The organism is Paenibacillus sp. J22R67, assembly GCF_059692175.1.
Map to the genome: position 1 here is coordinate 13,156 of NZ_JCAUAX010000005.1, position 20,681 is coordinate 33,836.

Annotated in this window: 19 protein-coding genes and 1 pseudogene; 18 read left to right on the forward strand and 2 right to left on the reverse strand. The window is 43.8% G+C overall.

What is annotated here, in order from left to right; translation table 11 throughout:
* Window positions 1-226: 226 nt before the first annotated feature.
* The 4 genes and pseudogenes from AC58VC_RS20040 (at window position 227) to AC58VC_RS20055 (ending at window position 2,675) form a co-directional block, all read left to right on the forward strand.
* Window positions 227-487 (forward strand): hypothetical protein, encoded by a 261-nt coding sequence (locus AC58VC_RS20040; protein ID WP_497370616.1) that lies wholly within the window; start codon window positions 227-229, stop codon window positions 485-487.
* 106 nt (window positions 488-593) lie between these two features.
* Complete coding sequence (locus AC58VC_RS20045) at window positions 594-809, forward strand: hypothetical protein (protein ID WP_497371378.1); 216 nt, start codon at window positions 594-596, stop codon at window positions 807-809.
* 202 nt (window positions 810-1,011) lie between these two features.
* A pseudogene (locus AC58VC_RS20050) lies at window positions 1,012-1,171 on the forward strand (NUDIX domain-containing protein); the annotation flags it as partial.
* A 613-nt stretch (window positions 1,172-1,784) separates the two neighbouring features.
* On the forward strand, window positions 1,785-2,675 hold the full coding sequence (locus AC58VC_RS20055; protein WP_497370617.1) for an endonuclease/exonuclease/phosphatase family protein: 891 nt from the start codon (window positions 1,785-1,787) through the stop codon (window positions 2,673-2,675).
* A gap of 1,050 nt (window positions 2,676-3,725) precedes the next feature.
* On the opposite strand, the gene AC58VC_RS20060 is transcribed toward AC58VC_RS20055, so the two are convergent.
* Window positions 3,726-3,863 (reverse strand): hypothetical protein, encoded by a 138-nt coding sequence (locus AC58VC_RS20060; RefSeq protein ID WP_497370618.1) that lies wholly within the window; start codon window positions 3,861-3,863, stop codon window positions 3,726-3,728.
* Window positions 3,864-4,674: 811 nt separating this feature from the next.
* On the opposite strand from AC58VC_RS20060, the gene AC58VC_RS20065 reads away from it, so the two are divergent.
* On the forward strand, window positions 4,675-5,151 hold the full coding sequence (locus AC58VC_RS20065) for a small multi-drug export protein (protein WP_497370619.1): 477 nt from the start codon (window positions 4,675-4,677) through the stop codon (window positions 5,149-5,151).
* On the opposite strand, the gene AC58VC_RS20070 is transcribed toward AC58VC_RS20065, so the two are convergent.
* Window positions 5,138-5,449 (reverse strand): IS110 family transposase, encoded by a 312-nt coding sequence (locus tag AC58VC_RS20070; RefSeq protein WP_497370620.1) that lies wholly within the window; start codon window positions 5,447-5,449, stop codon window positions 5,138-5,140. The genes AC58VC_RS20065 and AC58VC_RS20070 overlap by 14 nt on opposite strands.
* Before the next feature lie 86 nt (window positions 5,450-5,535).
* Between AC58VC_RS20070 and AC58VC_RS20075 the strand changes: the two genes are divergently transcribed.
* From AC58VC_RS20075 to AC58VC_RS20135, 13 genes are all read left to right on the forward strand, one after another.
* Entirely contained in the window at window positions 5,536-5,667 is a 132-nt protein-coding gene (locus AC58VC_RS20075) for a hypothetical protein (RefSeq protein WP_497371350.1), read from the forward strand.
* Window positions 5,668-6,299: 632 nt separating this feature from the next.
* Entirely contained in the window at window positions 6,300-7,268 is a 969-nt protein-coding gene (locus tag AC58VC_RS20080; RefSeq protein ID WP_497370621.1) for a carbohydrate ABC transporter permease, read from the forward strand.
* Window positions 7,269-7,283: 15 nt separating this feature from the next.
* Window positions 7,284-8,126 carry a carbohydrate ABC transporter permease gene (locus tag AC58VC_RS20085; protein WP_497370622.1) on the forward strand — a complete coding sequence of 281 codons (843 nt, stop codon included), beginning with the start codon at window positions 7,284-7,286 and terminating at the stop codon, window positions 8,124-8,126.
* Between the two features lie 35 nt (window positions 8,127-8,161).
* Window positions 8,162-9,667, forward strand: a complete 1,506-nt coding sequence (locus AC58VC_RS20090; protein WP_497370623.1) for an ABC transporter substrate-binding protein — start codon at window positions 8,162-8,164, stop codon at window positions 9,665-9,667.
* A gap of 16 nt (window positions 9,668-9,683) precedes the next feature.
* Window positions 9,684-11,042: a sulfatase family protein gene (locus tag AC58VC_RS20095; protein WP_497370624.1), complete on the forward strand. Its 1,359-nt coding sequence runs from the start codon at window positions 9,684-9,686 to the stop codon at window positions 11,040-11,042.
* A 36-nt stretch (window positions 11,043-11,078) separates the two neighbouring features.
* Entirely contained in the window at window positions 11,079-12,068 is a 990-nt protein-coding gene (locus AC58VC_RS20100; RefSeq protein WP_497370625.1) for a LacI family DNA-binding transcriptional regulator, read from the forward strand.
* Between the two features lie 52 nt (window positions 12,069-12,120).
* Window positions 12,121-13,473 (forward strand): sulfatase family protein, encoded by a 1,353-nt coding sequence (locus AC58VC_RS20105; protein ID WP_497370626.1) that lies wholly within the window; start codon window positions 12,121-12,123, stop codon window positions 13,471-13,473.
* Between the two features lie 422 nt (window positions 13,474-13,895).
* Window positions 13,896-15,095, forward strand: a complete 1,200-nt coding sequence (locus tag AC58VC_RS20110) for an ROK family transcriptional regulator (RefSeq protein ID WP_497370627.1) — start codon at window positions 13,896-13,898, stop codon at window positions 15,093-15,095.
* The gene (locus tag AC58VC_RS20115; RefSeq protein WP_497370628.1) at window positions 15,088-16,077 is read left to right on the forward strand and encodes a Gfo/Idh/MocA family protein; all 990 of its coding nucleotides are present in this window, start codon (window positions 15,088-15,090) and stop codon (window positions 16,075-16,077) included. The genes AC58VC_RS20110 and AC58VC_RS20115 overlap by 8 nt, the downstream gene beginning before the upstream one ends.
* Window positions 16,074-17,069 carry a Gfo/Idh/MocA family protein gene (locus AC58VC_RS20120; protein WP_497370629.1) on the forward strand — a complete coding sequence of 332 codons (996 nt, stop codon included), beginning with the start codon at window positions 16,074-16,076 and terminating at the stop codon, window positions 17,067-17,069. Before AC58VC_RS20115 ends, AC58VC_RS20120 begins: the two co-directional genes overlap by 4 nt.
* Window positions 17,070-17,136: 67 nt before the next feature.
* Complete coding sequence (locus tag AC58VC_RS20125) at window positions 17,137-18,105, forward strand: ABC transporter permease (protein WP_497370630.1); 969 nt, start codon at window positions 17,137-17,139, stop codon at window positions 18,103-18,105.
* A gap of 15 nt (window positions 18,106-18,120) precedes the next feature.
* Window positions 18,121-19,002: a carbohydrate ABC transporter permease gene (locus AC58VC_RS20130; RefSeq protein ID WP_497370631.1), complete on the forward strand. Its 882-nt coding sequence runs from the start codon at window positions 18,121-18,123 to the stop codon at window positions 19,000-19,002.
* A 34-nt stretch (window positions 19,003-19,036) separates the two neighbouring features.
* Window positions 19,037-20,662: an extracellular solute-binding protein gene (locus tag AC58VC_RS20135; RefSeq protein WP_497370632.1), complete on the forward strand. Its 1,626-nt coding sequence runs from the start codon at window positions 19,037-19,039 to the stop codon at window positions 20,660-20,662.
* Window positions 20,663-20,681 lie beyond the last annotated feature (19 nt).

Genomic DNA, 20,681 nt, shown 5'->3' on the forward strand with positions numbered 1-20,681 from the left:
TTTTCACCCCCTATAATAAATTTTGTAATATTTAACTGCATATACCTTTAGGTGCCAAAGTATATTATCCTAACGGAAAACTATAGTTAAACAATTGAAGGGCTGCCGCTTGGCAGCCCTTCTCTTCACTAAGGCAGAATTTTAATGCAACTTCCAATCGAAGGAAAAGTATAAAATTACATGGAGAATAATAATGAGGTCTATTACGTTGTTTGGAGGGAACCGCTTGAACAGGTTTATATTTCATATAGTTGCATGTGTCGTATGTATTATATTACCGGTCATCTTGGTATTTTATAATTATTGGGATATTCATCAGCCTAAAATAGGAGCTGTAGGTGACGGAAAACCAAATTACCCTTCGTTGCCTCAGTTGATACCTCCTGTAGTTTGTTTTCTTATGGGAATAGGGAACTTACCTGTTGCCATTATGCGTTACAAACAAAATAAAATAACTCAACAGAATGAAAGTAAAAATGACGACTGATTACGCCGTTGCCCATTCTAATGAAGAACAGCATGTGTAAATATGTGAATTCAGAAAAGGTGTATATAAAGTGTATTGAATGATTCTAAAAGGGAGGGTTAAGATAATGTCGGAAGAGTATAATCGGGAAATACTTGATGAACTTAAAAAAATAAATCAAAGATTAGATATTATTGGGGAACAGAGAGGAATATCAACTCCTCTTAAATTTATTGCAGTAATAATTGGAATTACAGTTTTAGGTCCTCTTATTATGTTGGTAATTGGAATTATAAGTAGGATTTTCATAGTACATACTGGAGTTTTTCACCTTCCGCATTGAGTATATGACTTAACCCAAGCTCTTCCATGGCTATCGACGAAAGCAATAAATTGATCGCTTGATCACGTGTTACGGAAATATTTGGTGGAATATTAGGTATGTTTGTTTGTGACACAATACATTAACCTCCTTTGTATGTAATTCTGTTATAATTTATTCTTTTAATCTTTTTTGGTGAGTCATTCTCCGCAGGTTAATAAGCATGGCAATGCCAACCTATATTGTAGCTGTAGGCGGTATCGTAGAAAATGAACAAGGACATGTTCTTTAGTAAAGACAAACATGGCGGGTGGGTATTTCCTGGTGGACAAGTGGAAGTAGGTGAAAACCTAATGGATGCTTTGATAAGAGAAATAAAAGAATAAAAAATGAGGCTACCGCGAAATTGATCGGCAACCTCATTACGTTATTGGGCAGTTTAGTTGAAGATTAATTAAGTTGATGCTTAACTTACCAAACCCTAAAATTAATATTATTGACTTCAGAGGGCGACCACAATGGATCACCTTTTATTTATAATAGGGATGGTTATTGATTATGCGATACGCTCGATAAACTTGTTCATACAATATCGTTGTTTAAGACAACATGCTGCTTCGCTTGCGTCAAGGTACGGGTAGGTTGATCCGAACGCGTGAGGACAACAGGATTATTGCGATTTCAGTGAGGAGTTATATACGAATACGTCACTTCGTGAGCATGTCGAGCGGGTATTGCCGGCGGGCGTTGAGATGAAGTCAGAATAGCGGTTAGTGGAAAGAGGGGCAGAGGATCTGCGCCTCTTTTTGCTATGCTAGAGCAAGAATCTTATGATGAAAACGATTTAAAATTACAATTCCTTTACACATGGTCCTAGTAAAAGACAATATTTGCAAAGAACAATCTACATCTATCAGCCTATGGAAATGGAAGCCAGAATATGAAATTATAGTAGCATATTCACCTATCATTGAAAACTTCGAGAGGATGTTGTGCATGCTTAAAAAGTCAGTTATTGTCTCTTCAGTTTTATTGATGTCTATGATTCCTATGTTTTCGTTAAGTAGTGAATCTTATGCCTCAGACTTTAATAAAGGAAAAGAGACTGCCATCAAAGTGATGGAGTATAATATTCATCATGCAGAAGGCATGGATGACATTCTGAATTTGAACAGAATTGGCGACGTTATTAAATCATCGGGTGCTGATATCATTGGTCTGCAAGAAGTCGATAATCATTTCTCCACGCGTAGTAATTTCGAGGATCAGGCGAAATGGCTAGCCAATTACTTAGGCATGCATTATCAATTTGCTGCGAATCTTGACAATGATCCCTTAAATGTGGGGGAACCTCGTCGTCAATACGGAACGGTTATATTAAGTAAATATCCTATTCTTTCTAGCGAAAATCATTTACTCGATAATACGCAATATCCTTCAGAGCAACGCGGTCTTGCGAAAACGGTAATTAATGTGAAAGGCAATCATATTAATTTCTACAATACGCATCTTGACAATAAAAGACCTGAACAAAGAGATATACAAGTCAACGAGATCCTGGACATTGTAAATCAAAATAAAGGAACAAGTATTTTAGTGGGAGACTTTAATGCCACACCAGATAGTCCAGAAATTATAAAAATGTCTGCGCAGTATCATGACACATTTGCGGAACTTGGTCTAAATGATGCCTATACGTCTTATTATTATTCAGACAAGCCTAATCGTCGCATCGACTATATCTATACGTCTGATGATGTAAAAATAAAAGCAGGGAAGGTTATAAACACAAACGCAGCGGATCACTTGCCCATAACAACTGAGCTCGTTATTTATAAGAACGACCATCCATCTCACGGTGATAACGGTCATAACCACCATAAGTAATAAAGCAAATCGATTTGAATAGCAACCCCTTCAGTGATGATACTGAAGGGGTTTTCATCATAGATGTAAACCAAAGCTGGCAACTGAATGGAATAGGAAATAAACATATCCTATAGAGGTCTGGTGGATCTGCAGGAACGGGCACAGCTTCCTCTAGAACAAAGGATATTGATGTAGGTAAGGAACATGGGAAAGCAAGACGATGTAATTGTTCTAAAGGCATCGAGAGGTTGGGTATGTATCATTAGGATTGTTTTATATTTTCGTGAGCACGTCAAACAACTAAATGCTTCATGATATTTAGCCGGCTTTTGTTCAACTATTCCAGCTAATAGCTTGTCAAGATTTAATTATTAATGGAGGATTTAAGAGGTGGAATAATTAAATAAATTCATGCGAAAGAGCTGTCCCACATGGCACGGATAAATATCCCATATAATTCCATTTGTGTTACTTAGTCTAAACGGAATCTTTCTTTTGTAGTTAAAATTGCAAAAATCCAGTGGATGAGTTTATTCACACAAGCAATTATTGCTACTTTGAACAGCTTTCCTTCAGCACGCAACTATGGCTTTATTAGTGATAGTGTTTTTTACTCTGAAGATGGAAGCTGCTTACATATAAAAAGTTTTCAAAAAAACCAGGCAGCCGAAAAATATCTTCTTGCTGTCTAATGACACAAAAGTACCTACATAACTTTTATTGTAAATGCCTGAGGAATCAGGCTTTATTATTTTCACATGATATTCCCCGATTGCCGAAAAGGGGAATGCCTTAGTCTACTAGAGCCACGTTTGATGATCCGATTAATCGTAGTCGTAAACTTGCTACCTTGGATACTCCCACCTTCTCCAGAAGCTTCAACAACAAAATGGTTATGAATAGTATCGTCCTTGGTATATCTCCAGACACAAGTCCAGTCAATTTTGTTTCCTTTTTCATTATAAATTCATACGATTTTCCCATTGCTGTGTTCCAGTAGGAACTCTCCATATTTTAAGTGTATTTAAATATTCGGTAGATACATGAATAACCATCTGTCCATCACCTTCAGGCAAGAACCCAATTACCTTCAGGAGCAGGAATAGTTTTAATGCTCATTAAAGTTGGTTGTTGTGCATAAGCTACTCCATTGAATATCAAAAGAAAAAATACGGTTACTACATTAATAGTTAGTTTTTTAATCATGCAAATTTCACCTCCATTGCTAAAATGCTTAACTTCGACAGAAAATTATTTATATGATATTTCTAGACCTTTTAGAGCGACTAGGAAGGCTTGTGGAGCATTCGTGGAGTGAGAATGGAGTAATGTGTTAGTGCATAAATTTATGGGAAAAAGAAGAGTTATTGGCGGTGACGTTGAATGAGGAAAGTATGTCTTTTTCTTATATCAATACTTTTAATGATTTCCCTTGAGAATAAGAAAACCGTCAATGCTGAAGCAAACAATGTATTTGAGTTTTCATCTACAAAGTTTAAACGGTTGGTTGCTAAACATCTTTGTATGAATGAAAATTCAGTAAGAATCAATGAAGTACGAAAGTTAAAGCAAAACGAATGGCACCAGAATCTCATGGGGATATGGCTGGTACAGAGGTCGAGGTGTTTTCCACTATATTCGCGGCTCGCACAGTACTTCGAACATTAATCAACAGCCCCGGCACACTAAAGCTAATAACGAAAGAAGAGGGTACTATCTTTGAGGTACGTATTCATCATCTTCCATATCGAACAACTCTCCTTCGCCAACTGCCTCGATTAGAGAATTTATTAATTCTACGAATTTACCGGGGACAATTGTATCTAATCCCCCACGGGAACACAGAAATCCGGAACTTGATCCGATTCGTGAGAAGAACATTGTCCGATTGCCGACCATGGTTGTAGAAAACCTTGTAGATAAAGGGAAGAAGAAGAAGAAGAAGAAGGATTGACTATAAAACAAATAAAAGAAAAATTAGGTTAGAGATTATATTATGATACCAGGTGGTGTTCAAATGATTGAATGGGTTCAACAATTAGATGGAATTTGGAAATACATCGCATTATTATTAATATCAATATTACCATTTCTGGATGTTTTTTATATTATTCCAGTTGGTATTGCGTTGGGGATATCACCTGTAGCTGTTGGAATTATTGCTTTTGCAGGAAATTTTATTATGGTTTTAATCTTTGCCATGTTTTTTAGACAAATTTCTGAATGGCGTAACAAACGGAGAGATAAAAAGGGGAAATCAAAGCCTTCAAAAAAAGAAACTAGAGCCAGACATATCTGGGAAAAATACGGTCTTCCGGTGTTTGCTTTGCTTTCTCCCTCGATACTTGGAACAGATTTAGCTGCTTTAACAGCTCTATTGCTTGGTTCATCTAAAGTTAGAGTAATCACTTGGATGGGGATTAGTTTAGTCGTTTGGTCGATTATTATGACAGTTGGCTCTGTATATGGCCTCCAATACATTAAGTGGATGTAAACAAATTAATAGGCATTTGTCTTAGTATAGCCCAATAATGAATGGGACTGATAAATACTAGAGATTTGCTACTAACTAAGGCATAGGCATCAATGGCATTTGTTTTTACTTTACGTAAGCTCGAAGATTTTTTAGATTGATAAGACAGAATAGGGTTAACAACAATGTACAAGTAGTTCTGATCATCTAAAAACTGTGTGACTGGAGCATTGTAATGCACCGTAGCCTCTAGAATAACCATTGGTTTTTGTCCAGTCGTGGCTTCAAGATCCTTTAAAAGCTGATGGAAAAGCTGCAATCCCTCTCGCGTGTGAATGATCGTAAAGCTTTTGGAGAAATGGAAAAAAATATCCTAAATCTAGAGACAGAAATAAAAATATCAAGATTTATTTTAAGTATGAGCCTCGTGAAGAAGCAATTGATTTTATTAAAATTGCAAATCAAATCATTAACGATGTTGGTTTTGGTTTTAGTTGTGTTGTTCCGGATTTAAACTATCAAGAAGATAAGCGTTGATTCGGAACAGCGGTTACATTCCTAAGCGTTGAATCGAAAGAGATATATAATTTACACAAGAACTTGGTAGATGCCGTTCGAGAGCGATAGCTTAATAATGTTTTACGAGATAGCTTTCACTCACGGTCTTATCTGTGTTGCCACTACTACATGCTGACACTAAGGATATTATTACTAGCACTAATAAAACTAATTTTGCTTGCCTCAATTTATCACCCCTAATCATCATAACCTCAAATTACCCTCTTGTACTAATCGTTCGTTTCGGAGGGCTTACGGCCTTTTTTGGGCAGGCGTTTCGTTCGTGGGGGCACTTGGGTGATATCCTCCTATCTCTGAAAGAACACAAGAATGGCAGCGAAACAAGAACAGCCGCTGCCCAGGTGAGGAGATCATTAAATAAAGTCGTACGTGCAAAAAAAGGTTGACGCCATGTAGGGATGTTGATAAACTAAATCAAAGTAAATAAGTAGGAATTTGTTTTATACAATATGGATGTTGACCGGCCAACCGGAGACACGCGTTTTACTGCGTAGTCTCCTTTTTTGTGTTTTTCGGTACTGTACCGGAACTGTTTCGAATAAGAAGCAATATGGGGTTATATCACATGCAATAAGGGAAGGAGAAGGCCTATGGATAATTCAGTGAGCCGCCGTCGAATAGGAAAAATAGGGAGGAGAGGTAGGGTTAGCTATCGTGCTCAAAAGGAGTTATGGTGTTTACTGTTCATCGCACCTCAACTTTTATTGTTCCTGTTATTTACTCTGTATCCGATCGTGATGAGCTACGTTTATTCCTTCTATGATTGGAGCGGTTTCGGCAGCCTCAATGACTTTGTGGGCTTTTCCAATTTTAAGGAAACGCTGTATGATCCGATTTTTTGGAATGCGTTTCGTAACAGTCTAACGTTCATGCTGTATGTTGTCGTCATCCAAGTTCCTCTAGCTTTACTGATGGCCTTGCTGCTAAATGCGGAGTGGATGAAAGGTAAGACCATCTATCGGATGATTTATTTCCTGCCGGTAGTAACAACCACGGCGGTTGTCGGTTTAGTCATGCGATTTATATTCGGTGCCTATAAAGGGCTTGTCAATGAGGTTCTGATCCGAATTGGCCTATTGAACACCCCGGTTGATTGGCTTGGTTCAATCGATACGGCTTTTTTAATAGTCGTACTCGTTGGAGTCTGGAAAAGCTTTGGGATGAAGTTGATCTATTGGTTGGCTGGCATTCAATCTTTGCCAAAAGATGTCTTTGAATCAGCTAAAATTGACGGAGCCGGTCCCCTCCAAATGCTTCGATACATCACAATTCCTCTGCTTCTTCCAGTCGGGAGTGTGATACTGCTTATCTCCGCCGTTAATGCTCTTCATGTTTTTGACTTAGTCAAAGCGATGACGGATGGGGGTCCGGTATTCAAAACGGATATGGTGGATGTGTATATATACCGCTATGCGTTCTCTGGTAAAGGAGAGGCTCGGGTTGGCTTCGCATCTGCCGCAGGGGTCCTATACGGTATTGTCGTCATGTTAATTTCACTTGGTTTGGGGCTTATAGTGAAAATAAGCGGTGGGCGTCAAAATAGCAAAATTCCCAAATAATTAGGAGGTGATTGTATGGTTAAACCATATAGAAAAAGATCGCCGTACATACTAATCGCTCATTTGTTACTCATCGGTGTAGGTTTAATATGGATCTACCCTTTTGTATGGATGATCATGGCGGCATTTAAGACGAACAATGAGTATATCAATTCAGGGATCACGTTATGGCCGGATCAATTTCAATTCTCTAATTATAAGAGAGCATGGGAAACGTCTAACTTCTCCGTGTACTTTTGGAACACAGTGGTGATTACAGTTGCAGTCGTACTCATTGTGATTGCCGTGTGCTCGATGACGGGATACGCGGTAGGCCGATATCGCTTCAAAGGGCGGCTGATTTTTATTTCGGCCATTACAGCAACGATGTTTATGCCTAAAGGGTATACGATTATTCCCATATATACGCTAGTCAATCAACTTGGCTTGAACAACACGCTTTGGGGAGTTATTCTGGCGGAGGCCGGAGGTGCGCATGTTCTGTTTATTTTGCTGTTCGTTGCCTATTTTCGGGGGCTGCCCAAGGAGCTGGAGGAATCAGCTGAGGTAGATGGGAGCAGTTTTTTACGAACTTTCGCCCAAATTATGCTGCCGTTGGCTAAACCCATAGTGGCCACAACGGCCATTATGCAGTTTATGTTTACGTGGAATGCCTTTCTAATGCCACTGGTATTGACTTTAGGCAAGCCTAAACTGCGGACACTAGGAGTGGGCATGTTCCAATTCGTAGGAGAGCATACGATGGATTGGACAGGAATGGCGGCTGCGGCCAGCATTTCGTTAATTCCAATATTGACGGTATTCCTTCTGCTGCAAAAATATTTTATCGAAGGGGTCGCTGGCGCTGTTAAATCTTAAAGCGTCGAGACTGATTATGAAATGGAGGGGTTCTCATGTTCAAAAAGAAATGGCAAGTTATGATGGCAGGATCCGTAGGGGTCGCTATGCTGCTTACGGCAGGATGCTCGGAAAGCGTTCCAAATGGAGCATCACAAACGGATACGTCTGATGGGAAAGAAACGGTCATCACGGTTTGGGGACTAAGTGATTTCTTAAAGGGCGAGGAAAGCCCGGGGCAGCGAATGATCAGCGAGTTTAATGAGAAAAACAAAGGCAAAATCCGAGTTGAAGGCAGGTATATGCCAGCTGCTGAATATAACACAGCCATCCAAGCCGCCATGACCTCAAACGAACTTCCGGATATTTTCCAGACACCGTCCAACTCTGATATCCGAACCTTTGTAGCGAACGGGCAAGTGCTGCCATTTGACGGCCTTGTATCGGACAGCTGGAAAGGCAGATACCTGGAAGGAAGTTTTGCGGAAGGCGTGAATGTGATCGACGGCAAAACCTTTAGTTGGCCGTTAACCGGACCGCAGTTGGGATCTATTTTATACTACAATAAGGATGTCCTGAGTAAAGCCGGTTTAGATCCTGAAAAACCGCCTAGAACGTGGGATGAGCTCAGGGAAATGTCCAAAGTTGTGACTGAGAAAGGAAAAGGCGATGTATATGGCTTCGTACTCGGAGGCGGTGAAACAGGGGTAACAGGCTTTGTCAATGCTTTTAGCGCCGGTGTCGCGCCTGAGCAAGTAGGAGGGTTCAATTACCAGACGGGCAAATATACCTATGATGGTAAAGCGGCACAGGAATCATTTGACTTGCTTCAAAAGCTGAAGCAGGACGGAAGTATTCTTCCTTCGTCTTATACGATAAAATTGGCAGAGGCTGCGGTCCTTTTCGGTCAAAATAAAGCTGCTTTCATGATTGATAGCCGTGCTCGTATGTGGCTGGTGAAAAGAGATACGCCGGAAGCCAAATTCGGTCTAGCCGCCGCACCCACTCCGGATGGCAGCAAGCCGACTTATTATTACGTCCCTTCGAATCCAACAGGCTATATGATTTCTTCCACGACAAAGCATCCAAAGGAAGTAGGCATGTTTCTCGAAAACGGTTTTACAGGTCCGATGTTTTATGAGAAATACTTAAAGAGCGGCGTTGCTTTGACCCCTATTGACAGCATTAACACGAACAAATCCTTGTACCCGTACCCGGAGTTTGAAACCTTCATTCAGCTCCATAAGGATCTGCTTCGAGTTAGACCGGACTATGCAGTGAGAAATCCGCTGACGGCCAAAGTTATCGTCGAACTGGGTTCGATAGATCAGCCAAAGATTAAGCCAGGATATAGTGAAATTTTGCAAGCTTTGTTGTCGGGTGCGCAAAAAGACGCTTCCTCCCAATTAAAGGGGTATAATGACAAGTTAAATAAAGGCCTGGAAGATGCGGTCATCAAGGTGAAGGCAACCGGTGCTAACGTGGATTTGAAAGATTTTGCATTTCCAAATTGGAATCTGAAGCAAGACTATACAGCAAATAATTATACAGAACTTAAATAACAGAGGAGGAAATCATATGAGTAACAGCATCTTATTGATTTCGGATGAACACAACCCTCTCTATTCCTCGGTGTATGGCCATCGTTTTCTCAGGACGCCGAACATGGAGCGTTTAGCCGAGCAAGGCACGTTATACGAGAACGCTTATTGTCCTTCACCTCTTTGTTCTCCAAGCCGTTCAGCGTTCATGTCAGGCAGGCGAGTACATGACCTTCAAGCCTACAGCAACTGTAACGTTGGACTCCGTTCCGACTTTCCAACTTACGGTAAAGTGCTTAAGGATCAGGGAGTTTATACCGCTCACTTCGGTAAAACGCATGTTTACGATCAGGGGGAGAAGCTTGGATTCTCCGAAATTCAACACAGTAAGGATCAGAAATGGCCTGGCGATATCAACTTTGAGCGTAAACCCTTGGCGATCCGCCAAGATGCCGCCGTAAGAGCAGACGGCTACGGGGTAAAGGACACCGCATTTGATGACGATCTTAAGGTCATGCAAGGCGCACTTGAATGGCTCGAACAGGTGGCTCCGACACTGAATCAGCCGTGGTGTTTAACCATTAACTTGTTGAACCCGCACTTCCCTCAGTGGAATACACAAGAGTTCTGGGACCTTTACCCTGAGGGAGCGGATCTGCCTCGCTACGGTAAAGAAGAGGAAAGCGCGAAGCATCCCTATGCACAGGACCTTCGCAATCATTTCCAGACGGATTTATTTACAGATGCACAGATTAAAGGTCTTCGAAGAGGCTATTTAGGTAACGTTAGCTTTATCGATCAGCAGTTGGGAAGATTGCTGGATTATGTGCAAGATAGGGGACTTGATAGAGAAACGAATATCATCTATTCATCCGATCATGGAGAGATGCTCGGCAAATTCGGTATGTGGTGGAAATGTTCGCTATATGAAGATTCTGTACGAATCCCCTGTATTGCGGCAGGCCCCGATTTTCAGAAAGGTAAGCGTGTGAAAACTCCTGTGGACTCCCACGACATACAAGCATCTTTGTTTTTCTCAGCCCAGATTGAAAGACCTGAACACTGGGTCGGTGAGCCGCTGCAAGCCATACCAGATGAAGAGACGGAGCGGGTCGTATTCTCCGAGTATCATGGGCATGGCACCCGAGGTGGGGCCTTTATGATTCGCAAAGGTCAATGGAAGCTGATTCATTACTGTGAAGGAACTCACCAGCTTTTCCAACTGCAGGACGATCCTGAAGAACTTCACAATTTGTTTAACTTGTATCCGCATAAGGCGGACGAACTGGAAGCGGAGCTTAGACGTATTTGTTCACCGGAGACTGAAAATGAGAGGGCACATCAATTTCAAAGGGAGCAGTTGCTGCAGCTGCAAAGATCACCCGGATCAAATTGAGCTGCCGGTCAAGTTGCATGAGAAAGGGGTCCTTCATTGAACATCAGAAATATTGCTGAGATATGCGGAGTTTCTGTATCCACCGTTTCCCGCATTCTAAATAATAAGCCGGATGTAAACACACACACACGAGATAAAGTGATTCAAGTGATGAATGAGTATGGTTTTCAGCCTACGGTCATGGCGAACCGCCAGAATACCATAGGGGTCATCACGCCAACCATCTCATTTCCCGAGTATATGGGAGAATTAATGAACGGAATCATGGAAACAGCCTACTCGCTGGATAGGCATTTAACACTGATTCCTTACATGGGTAAAGCGCTAAGCGAGACACAGGATCATACACATTTTTGTCGGTCAAATGGTCTGCAGGGGCTTCTAGTCATCAACCCTCCGCTAAAATCATTCTTACCGGAATCTCTCGTCCGGCATAACATTCCACATGTTATTCTAGCGGCTTCCTATAAGGATACGGATGTTTCATGGGTTGATATCGACAATATTGGAGGATGCCGTGAAGCGGTACAGCATCTTATTGGGTTAGGGCATAAGCGTATTGTATTATTTCATTCACCGATTTTGCATCCATGCGACGTAGACCGGGTTACGGGATACTATAACGCGTTTCAAAATGAAGGGATTTCTACGGAAAATACATGGGTCCACGAACTGGATACACAGGGTGATCGGCTGCAACAAACCATAAAGAAGGTTATTCAAGAGGTTCGGCCGACTGCTATTTTTTGCACAACCCATCGAGGCACATTAGCTGTCAGCAGTGAACTGCAGCGATTGGGTGTCCGTGTACCGGATGATATTTCTTTAGTTGGTTTTGGCGATTATGCGATTTCTCCCATGATGACTCCACCGATGACAACGGTTCACCAGCCGATTGCAAGTATTGGGGAAATGGCGGTTAAATCGTTTGACCAGCTGCTGAAGCAGAAAACGTATGCCAGAATTCAAACCGTTCTGCCTACCCGATTAATAGTGCGGGATTCAACAAAAGAAGTCAAAGCGTAATGGATACATTTCGAACAAATAATCGACCCGCCGAGGGTCCTAGGAGAGGCTTATGACAAAACAATCCCAACCGAATGTCATTGTATTCTTTACCGATCAGCAGCGCTGGGATACTACCGGCGTACATGGCAACCCGCTTGGTTTAACGCCAAACTTCGACCGCATGGCCCAAGAGGGCACTCATATAGCCCAATCGTTTACATGCCAGCCAGTATGCGGTCCGGCACGTTCATGCCTTCAAACCGGCAGATACGCGACAACAACGGGATGCTACCGTAACGGCATCCCGCTGCCAGAAGAAACGAAAACTCTGGCCGATTATTTCTCCGAGGCTGGTTACCGCACCGGTTACATTGGCAAATGGCATCTTGCGGATGAAGAGCCGGTGCCAGCCGGGAAGAGAGGAGGATATGACTACTGGCTATCTTCAAATTTGCTAGAATTCACTTCGGATTCCTACGACACCGTCATGTATGACGGGGAGAATCAAGCGGTTAAGCTTCCAGGCTATCGAGTCGACGCGATGACGGACGCAGCCATTCGTTATATCGACAAGCATCAGGAGGATCCATTCTTTTTATTCTTGTCGTATATAGAGCCTCATCATCAGAATCATCTAGATAATTATCCTGCACCAATCGGATATGAAGGTCAGTATACAGGAAGGTGGTCACCTCCGGACTTAACTGCTTTAGGCGGGAGTGCTCCTCAGCACTTAGGTGGGTACTACGGCATGGTTAAGCGTTTGGATGAAGGGCTTGGCCGGCTGATGGACGCCGTTCGCAGCTTGGGTCTATCCGATCATACGATCATCCTGTTCACCTCGGATCATGGGTGTCATTTCAAAACAAGAAACAGCGAGTATAAGCGTTCCTGCCATGATAGCTCTCTTCGTGTGCCGACTGCGTTTATCGGACCAGGCTTTAACGGGGGAGGCAGGCTTCAGCGCCTGGTCAGTCTGATTGACCTGCCGCCAACAATCCTGGAGGCAGCTTCGATTCCAGTGCCCGACGCTATGGAGGGACATTCGATTATGCCAGTGATTAACAAGTTAAAAGAAGATCGGCCAGACGAGGTTTTTGTGCAGATTAGTGAATCACAGGTGGGTCGTGCCATACGTACGCCACGCTGGAAATACAGCGTATCCGCGCTGGATAAGCATGGGTGGAATGATGCAGCATCTGATACATTTACGGAGGAATTTCTCTATGATCTGGAGGCTGATCCATACGAGCTGACAAATATAATTGGACTGGAAGCCTACGAACAGATTACTGATCAGCTTCGTGAGCGATTGGTGCAAAGAATTCAAGAGGTTGAAGGATACTCGCCTCAAATTAATCGAGCAGAAAGGAAAGCATCCGTCCAGCGGCGTGTCTCGATTAAGGAACTCAACCATCGATAATAACTTTAACAAAAAGTTAGTCTTGCAAAAATCGTTCATCTAACATAAAAACATAATTTAAACAAACTAGAATCCACGAAACAGAAGCGGCCCTTGCTGGCTAGCATGCAAGGGCCTCTTCTGTTTCGTTTTATCGTGGTTTGGCTTGCAGCTTCATGCCCCGTGGAGTTCGAGCCTAAAGGCAGGGAGGAGAGCCCCAAGGGTTTCAGACTGAACAGACCGTTGCATTAGCGAAGTTCATGGAATTCCTTAAACAGCATTAAACTTTATGTGCCTTATTTCAACTTTTCATAATTTTCCAAAAAAATAATAAGATTTGAGAAATGTGTGAAGGAATTTTCGAAAATGCATTGAATATCTTTAAAATACTTATTTTTTTCATTGGAAAAAGTAACTGCAAATTGGAAGGGGCTAAGTTATTAATGAATACAGAAATGGCTCGGACCGGAAATCTTCAGCTAATGAAAGAAATTAATCAGGCATTGATATTTAATGCCATTCGGGAGAAAGGGCCTTTGTCCCGTTCTCAATTAGCAAAGGATTTGCGGTTAAGCCCGAGCACGGCAACAGTGATTGTGGATCATTTCATTGCCAATGGTTTCGTAGAAGAAGTAGGTAAGGGAGATTCCAGTGGAGGCAGGAAGCCCATACTTGTCGAGCTGGCGAAGGACGCTGGAATGGTGGTCGCCATTGATCTGGAGCAAAGCCGTGCCGCCATCCTCAATATGAATGCCGAGTTCCTGATCACTAAACCAATTCCTGACCTCAAGCAAGGTGACCTGATCGCGATCCTACTTGATGCAATTAACGAGATGATCCGAGAAGTTCAAGGTCCGCGTTTGCTTGGTATTGGCATTGCCGTACCAGGCATCATTGACCCGAATAAGAGCAGGGTCATAACTGCCACAAGCTTGAAGATTAACCATTTGTCGCTGAAAGAGGAGTTGGAAAGGCATTTCAAAGTTCCGACTCTGTTGGAGAACGATGCAAATGCAGCCGCCTATGGAGAGTTTCTTTATGGACGAAGTCAGAATATACAGAATTTTCTGTACCTTCACGTGGGCAAAGCAGTTGGAGCCGGGCTGTTTCTCTCAGGTAACTTGTTTACGGGAGGAGCTGGAGGCGCTGGGGAATTCGGACACATTTCCGTTGACCAATCTGGTCCCTCTTGCCATTGCGGCAATACTGGGTGTCTTGGGAAATTGATCGGGGCCGAGATGTTGATGAACCAATGGCGTAGCTGGACTGGCAGTGAAGATGTTCCCTCACTAGCGGAGCTTGTGAGGCTTAGCAACGAAGGGGAGCTCGTTGCAGGGCGCTTGATGGATTATGCGGGAGAGATGCTTGGAAGAGGGATTGTGACTTTAGTCAATTTGTTTAATCCTTCATTAATTCTAATAGGAGGTGAGCTTGCATTAAATAACGAGCGTTTGTTCGAACAGGTGAAAAAGCATGTAAAAACGCGCAATATGCGTGTGTTTTCAGAACACGTACAAATTGAGGAATGTTTGACCCGTTTAAACGCAGGAATTATTGGTGCGGGATCGTTAGCTTTAAACCATTTTTTTCAAAATGTCAGTTTCGAAATGGGAGACAGAACGGAGAGGGCGCCTCATGTTTAAAATAGGCTTAGTGGGAGCCGGTACGATGGGCAACACGCACAATCGAGCGTATAGGCAGCTAACGGACGTAATCATTAAAGCAGTTTGCGATGTAGACGAAGAAAAGGCTCAGAAAATTGCCTTTGGATGGAACGCCGATATATACAGCTGTCTGAAGGATATGTTGGAACATGCAGACATTGATGCAGTCGATATTTGTCTGCCTACCGATCTTCACCGTGAGGCGGTAGAGCTTGCAGCCGCATATGGCAAGCATGTTTTCTGCGAGAAGCCTATTGCGCTTACAGTGGATGACGCTACGGCCATGATTGAAGCCTGCAAAAAGGCAGATGTGACGCTGATGGTAGGCCACGTCGTTCGTTTTTTCCCAGAATATCGCTCGGCAAGAGAACTGCTGCAATCCGAGAGGCTAGGCAAGCCGGGCGTTGTGCGCACGATCCGCTCCGGCGCGTTTCCCAAATGGTCAGCCTGGTTTGGTGATTATGCGAGAAGCGGGGGACCGATTATCGATCTCGCCATTCATGATATTGACTTTTTGCAATGGTGCTTCGGGCCAGTCCGCCGGGTATTCAGCCGAACGCTCGGAGGGAAATACGAAAAATTTGATCACTCGCTTACACTGATTCGCTTCGAGAGCGGCGTCATGGCGCATGTAGAAGCAAGCTGGGCTTACCCGCAGGGCGCGCCTTTCCAGACTTCACTAGAGATCGCGGGCACCAAAGGAATAGTTCAATACGATAGAGACAAATCAAATTCTATCGTTCAGTTCAGCGCTATTACATCGGAATCCGGCGTGCCGGATAGCCCGCTGGCGAAAAGCCCTTATGCGCTTGAACTGGAACATTTTATTCACTGTGTAAAGAATAAGGAAGTTCCACTCACTTCAGGCGAGGAAGCTTTGGTATCGCTTAAGATAGGGCTCGCCGCCTTGCTTTCCGCACAAAGCAACAAACCAGTCGATATGGAGGTTGGTTATCGATGAGCAAGCTGAGGATCGGAATGATCAGTTTCGCCCACATAGGCCATGCTAACAGCTATGCAGCAGGGCTGCAGACCATTGAGGGTGTAGAAGTTACCGGAGTCTACGATGATGACACGAAGCGTGGACAAGAAGCTGCCAAACGCTTCAACACAACATTTTACCCTGACTATAAACAGCTCTTGCAGCAGATCGACGGGGTCGTCATCTCTTCCGAGAATAAGAAGCACTATCTTTTGGCCATTGAAGCGGCTATAGCGAAAAAGCACATTTTGGTCGAAAAGCCAATTACCACGGATGGGGTGGAGGCCCGTGAGCTGATTGACTTGTGCGCTAAGCAAAATCTCGTGCTGCAAACTGCCTTTCCCGTACGTGAGAACGAGTCGGTGAAAAAAGTTAAGAACCAAATCGACTCCGGCGATATCGGCGAGATTGTTGCCATTGCGGCGACGAATCACGGGAAAATGCCTGGAGGTTGGTTTATCGACAATGCTTTATCCGGCGGTGGTGCGGTTCTCGACCATACGGTCCATGTTGTAGACCTGATGAGATGGTTCCTACAGAGCGAAGTGAAGGAAGTATATGCAGAGGCCGATACGCTCCTGCACGATATCCCGGTCGACGATTGCGGACTGCTTTCCATGATCTTCGATAACGGCGTAATCGCTACTTTGGACACGAGCTGGTCAAGGCCGGAATCGTTCTCCACTTGGGGCGACGTCACCATGCGGATTATCGGCAAGAAAGGCGCCATTCACTTGGATGCGTTTGCGCAGGCGGGCAGCTTGTGGGAAAACGGCTCCACCCATTCACATAAATATGTAAACTGGGGCGATAGGTCCAACACTGCTCTGGTTGCGGAATTTATCGCTAGCATTCGTGAAAACCGCCAGTCCAGCATCACTGGCTTGGATGGACTGCGTGCCGCCGAAGTGGCATGGTCTGCTTATGAATCTGTTGAGCAGGGCAAGACAATACAGGTAAAGCATTACTGATCTTCCAGAACCCTGATGAAGACAAGGGTACGATATATCTTCTAAACTGTGCTTTAGGAAGAGGTGAATGTTTTTGCAGGACACTTCATTGCCGCCGCAAAGAGTTGTTCAGACCAAAACGAGAACGCGGACGATCTTGAGGCCTTATCTTAGAAACTGGGAGCTATATGTGCTTATTTCCCCGGTTCTAGCTTACTTTATCATCTTCGAATATATTCCAATGTACGGCGTTCAAATCGCTTTTAAAAACTTTGTCGCCACCAAAGGGATATGGGGCAGTTCATGGGTAGGCATGAGGCATTTCGAGCGTTTTTTCGACAGCTATTTCTTCTGGCGGCTCATTATCAATACGCTGGGAGTGAGCTTATATCAGCTGGTAGTGGGGTTCCCAGTGCCAATTATTCTTGCTTTAATGATTAATGAAGTCAAGCAATCGAGGGTGTTTTTTAAAAAGGTCGTGCAAACCGTTACATACGCGCCGCACTTTCTCTCCACAGTTGTGCTCGTCGGCATAGTCGTTATGTTCCTCGCTCCAGAAACTGGCATGATCAATAAGTTAATCGTGCTTTTCGGTGGACAGCCTATTTCGTTTATTACGGAGCCGGCTTGGTTCAAAACGATTTACGTCGGATCGGGTGTATGGCAGCAAATGGGGTGGAGCTCGATCATTTACCTTGCGGCGCTGGCGGGCATTGATCCTCAGCTTCACGAATCGGCCAAGGTAGACGGGGCGACCCGACTGCAGCGAATCTGGCACGTCAATTTGCCGGGAATTATGCCAACAATTATCATATTGCTGATTCTAAACATGGGATCAATCATGGGCGTTGGTTTCGAAAAGGTTTTTCTCATGCAGAACGATCTTAACTTAGAAAGCTCCGAAGTTATTTCCACTTACGTGTACAAAAGCGGTATCATCCAGGCACAGTACAGCTTTTCCGCAGCAATCGGCCTATTTAACTCGATCATCAACTTTACTCTTCTCATACTCGTTAACTTTGCAGCCAAGCGAATGAATCAAACCAGCCTATGGTAATGGAGGCGACACCACATGGATAATAGCCGGGGAGACCGGGTGTTTGATGCCATTAATACCCTATTACTTGTACTAATTACCGTTATCGTTTTGTATCCTCTTGTGTTTGTACTAAGTGCATCTATCAGCGAACCCTCCGTGGTAGCCAGAGGTCAGCTCTGGCTGCTGCCCAAGGGTGTTAACTTCGTCGGTTACGAGCGCGTCTTTCAAAATAAGGAGATATTGACAGGGTACATGAATACGATTGTGTACACCCTGATTGGTACGGTGATCAACCTCGTGCTGACGATATGCGCAGCATATCCGCTGTCGAGGCCGGACTTCCGTGGACGCAACGTTATTACCGCAGTTATCGTATTTACGATTTTTTTCAGTGGTGGATTAATTCCATCATATTTGTTGGTGAAAAATCTGGGTATGCTCAACACCATTTGGGCACTGATTATTCCCAATGCGATTTCGGTATATAACGTGATCATCATGAGGACGTTCTTCCAAAGCAGCATTCCTCAAGAGATACAAGAGGCGGCTTCGATTGATGGCTGCAACAATTTCCGGATTTTACTGCGCGTGGTGCTGCCGTTGTCAATGCCAATCATTGCGGTCATGGTTCTGTTCTACGCGGTCGGACACTGGAATGCATTCTTTAACGCGTTGATCTATTTATCGGATCGTGCTAAATACCCGCTGCAACTCATATTAAGAGAAATATTAATTCAGGGGCAAATGGCGGCCATGATTGATATGGCTGATGATTCACTGGCGAAGAAGCTCATGGAAGTCGAAGTCATCAAGTACGCCGTCGTTGTCATTGCCAATTTGCCAGTGCTTTTGCTGTATCCACTATTACAGAAGTATTTCGTTAAGGGCGTAATGATTGGAGCCCTTAAAGGATAGATCCATGTTTCATAACAAACAGGGAGGTTTATCGATGAAATCGAAAAAATGGATATCTTTGATCTTGTCAACGGCGGTATCTGCCGGACTAGTCGCAGGCTGTGGAGACAGTGACGCCGGATCAGGCAATAAGAACACGACTAGCCCCGATGGGAACGACAAGCTTAGTGCTACCGGGTTTCCAATCGTGAAAGAGCCGATCAAGCTGACGATGATGGCAGGTAAAGCACCAACAACAGCCAACAATTGGAATGAAACAATGCTGTGGCAGGAATACGCCAAAATGACCAACATTCAAGTAGACTTCCTGCTCGTACCTTTTGACGCGCTGACGGAGAAACGAAATTTGATGATGGCAGGTGGCGATTACCCCGATGCGGTTTATCTGGGACGATTTAGCACTGACGATTTAATGAAGTACGGCGGCCAAGGTGCATTAATCAAACTGAACGACCTGATCGACAAGTATGCGCCTAACTTGAAGAAGATCATGGATCAATATCCTGAAGTTAAAAAGGCGATCACGATGCCGGACGGCAACATCTACAGCTTCCCGAACATGCTCTCTCCTGACTTCCCGTCCGTTCGTATGGGCGGCAAACTATGGCTGAAAAAGGAATGGCTTGATGCCTTAGGGATGCAGGAACCGAAAACGACCGAGGAATTTTACAATTATCTGAAAGCAGTTAAAAACACCGATTTGAACAAAAACGGCAAGCAGGACGAAGTTCCATTAAGCGCGCCTAAACTGAAGGATATATTTCTCCACTTCAAAGGGTACTTCGGGCTTCAAAATCGTGGAGCGAGCCATCCTTTCGTCGATATGGGAGAGAACAACCAACTGCGCTTTATCCCGACAGACGATCGCTATAAGGAACTTCTCACTTATTTCAATAAGCTGTGGAGTGAAGGGTTGATCGATAAGGATATCCTGGTTAACGAGAAGGATCAAAACAAATTTTTCGCTAAAGGGGCGGAAGGCGTGTTTGGCGCCATTCGCGTAAGCAGCCCGTTAACGCTGATGAAGCAAACCGGTTATATCGGTGCTCCTTCACTTGCAGGTCCAAGAGGTGATAAACTGCACGCCGAATACCGCCCGGCCGTTGCGAATTCAGGAGCTTTCGTGATTACGGACAAAAACAAAAATCCGGAAGCAACCGTTCGTTGGATGGACTACTTCTATAGCGAGGAAGGCAACAAATTATTCTTCATGGGATTCAAAGACAAAAGCTACATTGAGAAACCCGATGGGAACGTCGAGTATACGGATGAAATTAACAAGAACCCGCAGGGCTTGACCTTTGAACAGGCACTTGTCAAATACGTGACCTGGCCGGGTGGTGGCTATCCGGGCATCGTGAGAGAGAAATACTTTAAGGGTGCGGAAAGCTTGCCGGAATCTCTGGAAGCCGCTAAGAAAGTTGCAGCGGATCTGCCTAAGGAGGTTTGGCCGTCATTCAGCTACACGGAAAAAGAAACCGATAGTATGCAGGCGTTGAACACCGATATTACCGCATATGTGGATGAAATGACAACCAAATTTATTACTGGCGCAGTGCCATTATCCGATTGGAACAAGTATGTCGACACCATCAAGAAAATGGGTCTCGACGAATATATGAAAATTTACCAAGCCGCATACGATCGCTACAAGAAGTAATTGAACAGAGGAGAAAACA

What these genes read in the sequence shown, in the direction of transcription:
- AC58VC_RS20045 (WP_497371378.1), top strand. Translation starts at nt 594, where the DNA reads ATGTCGGAAGAGTATAATCGGGAAATACTTGATGAACTTAAAAAAATA.
- AC58VC_RS20055 (WP_497370617.1), top strand. Translation starts at nt 1,785, where the DNA reads ATGCTTAAAAAGTCAGTTATTGTCTCTTCAGTTTTATTGATGTCTATG.
- AC58VC_RS20060 (WP_497370618.1), bottom strand. Translation starts at nt 3,863, where the DNA reads ATGATTAAAAAACTAACTATTAATGTAGTAACCGTATTTTTTCTTTTG.
- AC58VC_RS20065 (WP_497370619.1), top strand. Translation starts at nt 4,675, where the DNA reads ATGATTGAATGGGTTCAACAATTAGATGGAATTTGGAAATACATCGCA.
- AC58VC_RS20080 (WP_497370621.1), top strand. Translation starts at nt 6,300, where the DNA reads ATGGATAATTCAGTGAGCCGCCGTCGAATAGGAAAAATAGGGAGGAGA.
- AC58VC_RS20085 (WP_497370622.1), top strand. Translation starts at nt 7,284, where the DNA reads ATGGTTAAACCATATAGAAAAAGATCGCCGTACATACTAATCGCTCAT.
- AC58VC_RS20090 (WP_497370623.1), top strand. Translation starts at nt 8,162, where the DNA reads ATGTTCAAAAAGAAATGGCAAGTTATGATGGCAGGATCCGTAGGGGTC.
- AC58VC_RS20095 (WP_497370624.1), top strand. Translation starts at nt 9,684, where the DNA reads ATGAGTAACAGCATCTTATTGATTTCGGATGAACACAACCCTCTCTAT.
- AC58VC_RS20105 (WP_497370626.1), top strand. Translation starts at nt 12,121, where the DNA reads ATGACAAAACAATCCCAACCGAATGTCATTGTATTCTTTACCGATCAG.
- AC58VC_RS20110 (WP_497370627.1), top strand. Translation starts at nt 13,896, where the DNA reads ATGAATACAGAAATGGCTCGGACCGGAAATCTTCAGCTAATGAAAGAA.
- AC58VC_RS20115 (WP_497370628.1), top strand. Translation starts at nt 15,088, where the DNA reads ATGTTTAAAATAGGCTTAGTGGGAGCCGGTACGATGGGCAACACGCAC.
- AC58VC_RS20120 (WP_497370629.1), top strand. Translation starts at nt 16,074, where the DNA reads ATGAGCAAGCTGAGGATCGGAATGATCAGTTTCGCCCACATAGGCCAT.
- AC58VC_RS20125 (WP_497370630.1), top strand. Translation starts at nt 17,137, where the DNA reads ATGTTTTTGCAGGACACTTCATTGCCGCCGCAAAGAGTTGTTCAGACC.
- AC58VC_RS20130 (WP_497370631.1), top strand. Translation starts at nt 18,121, where the DNA reads ATGGATAATAGCCGGGGAGACCGGGTGTTTGATGCCATTAATACCCTA.
- AC58VC_RS20135 (WP_497370632.1), top strand. Translation starts at nt 19,037, where the DNA reads ATGAAATCGAAAAAATGGATATCTTTGATCTTGTCAACGGCGGTATCT.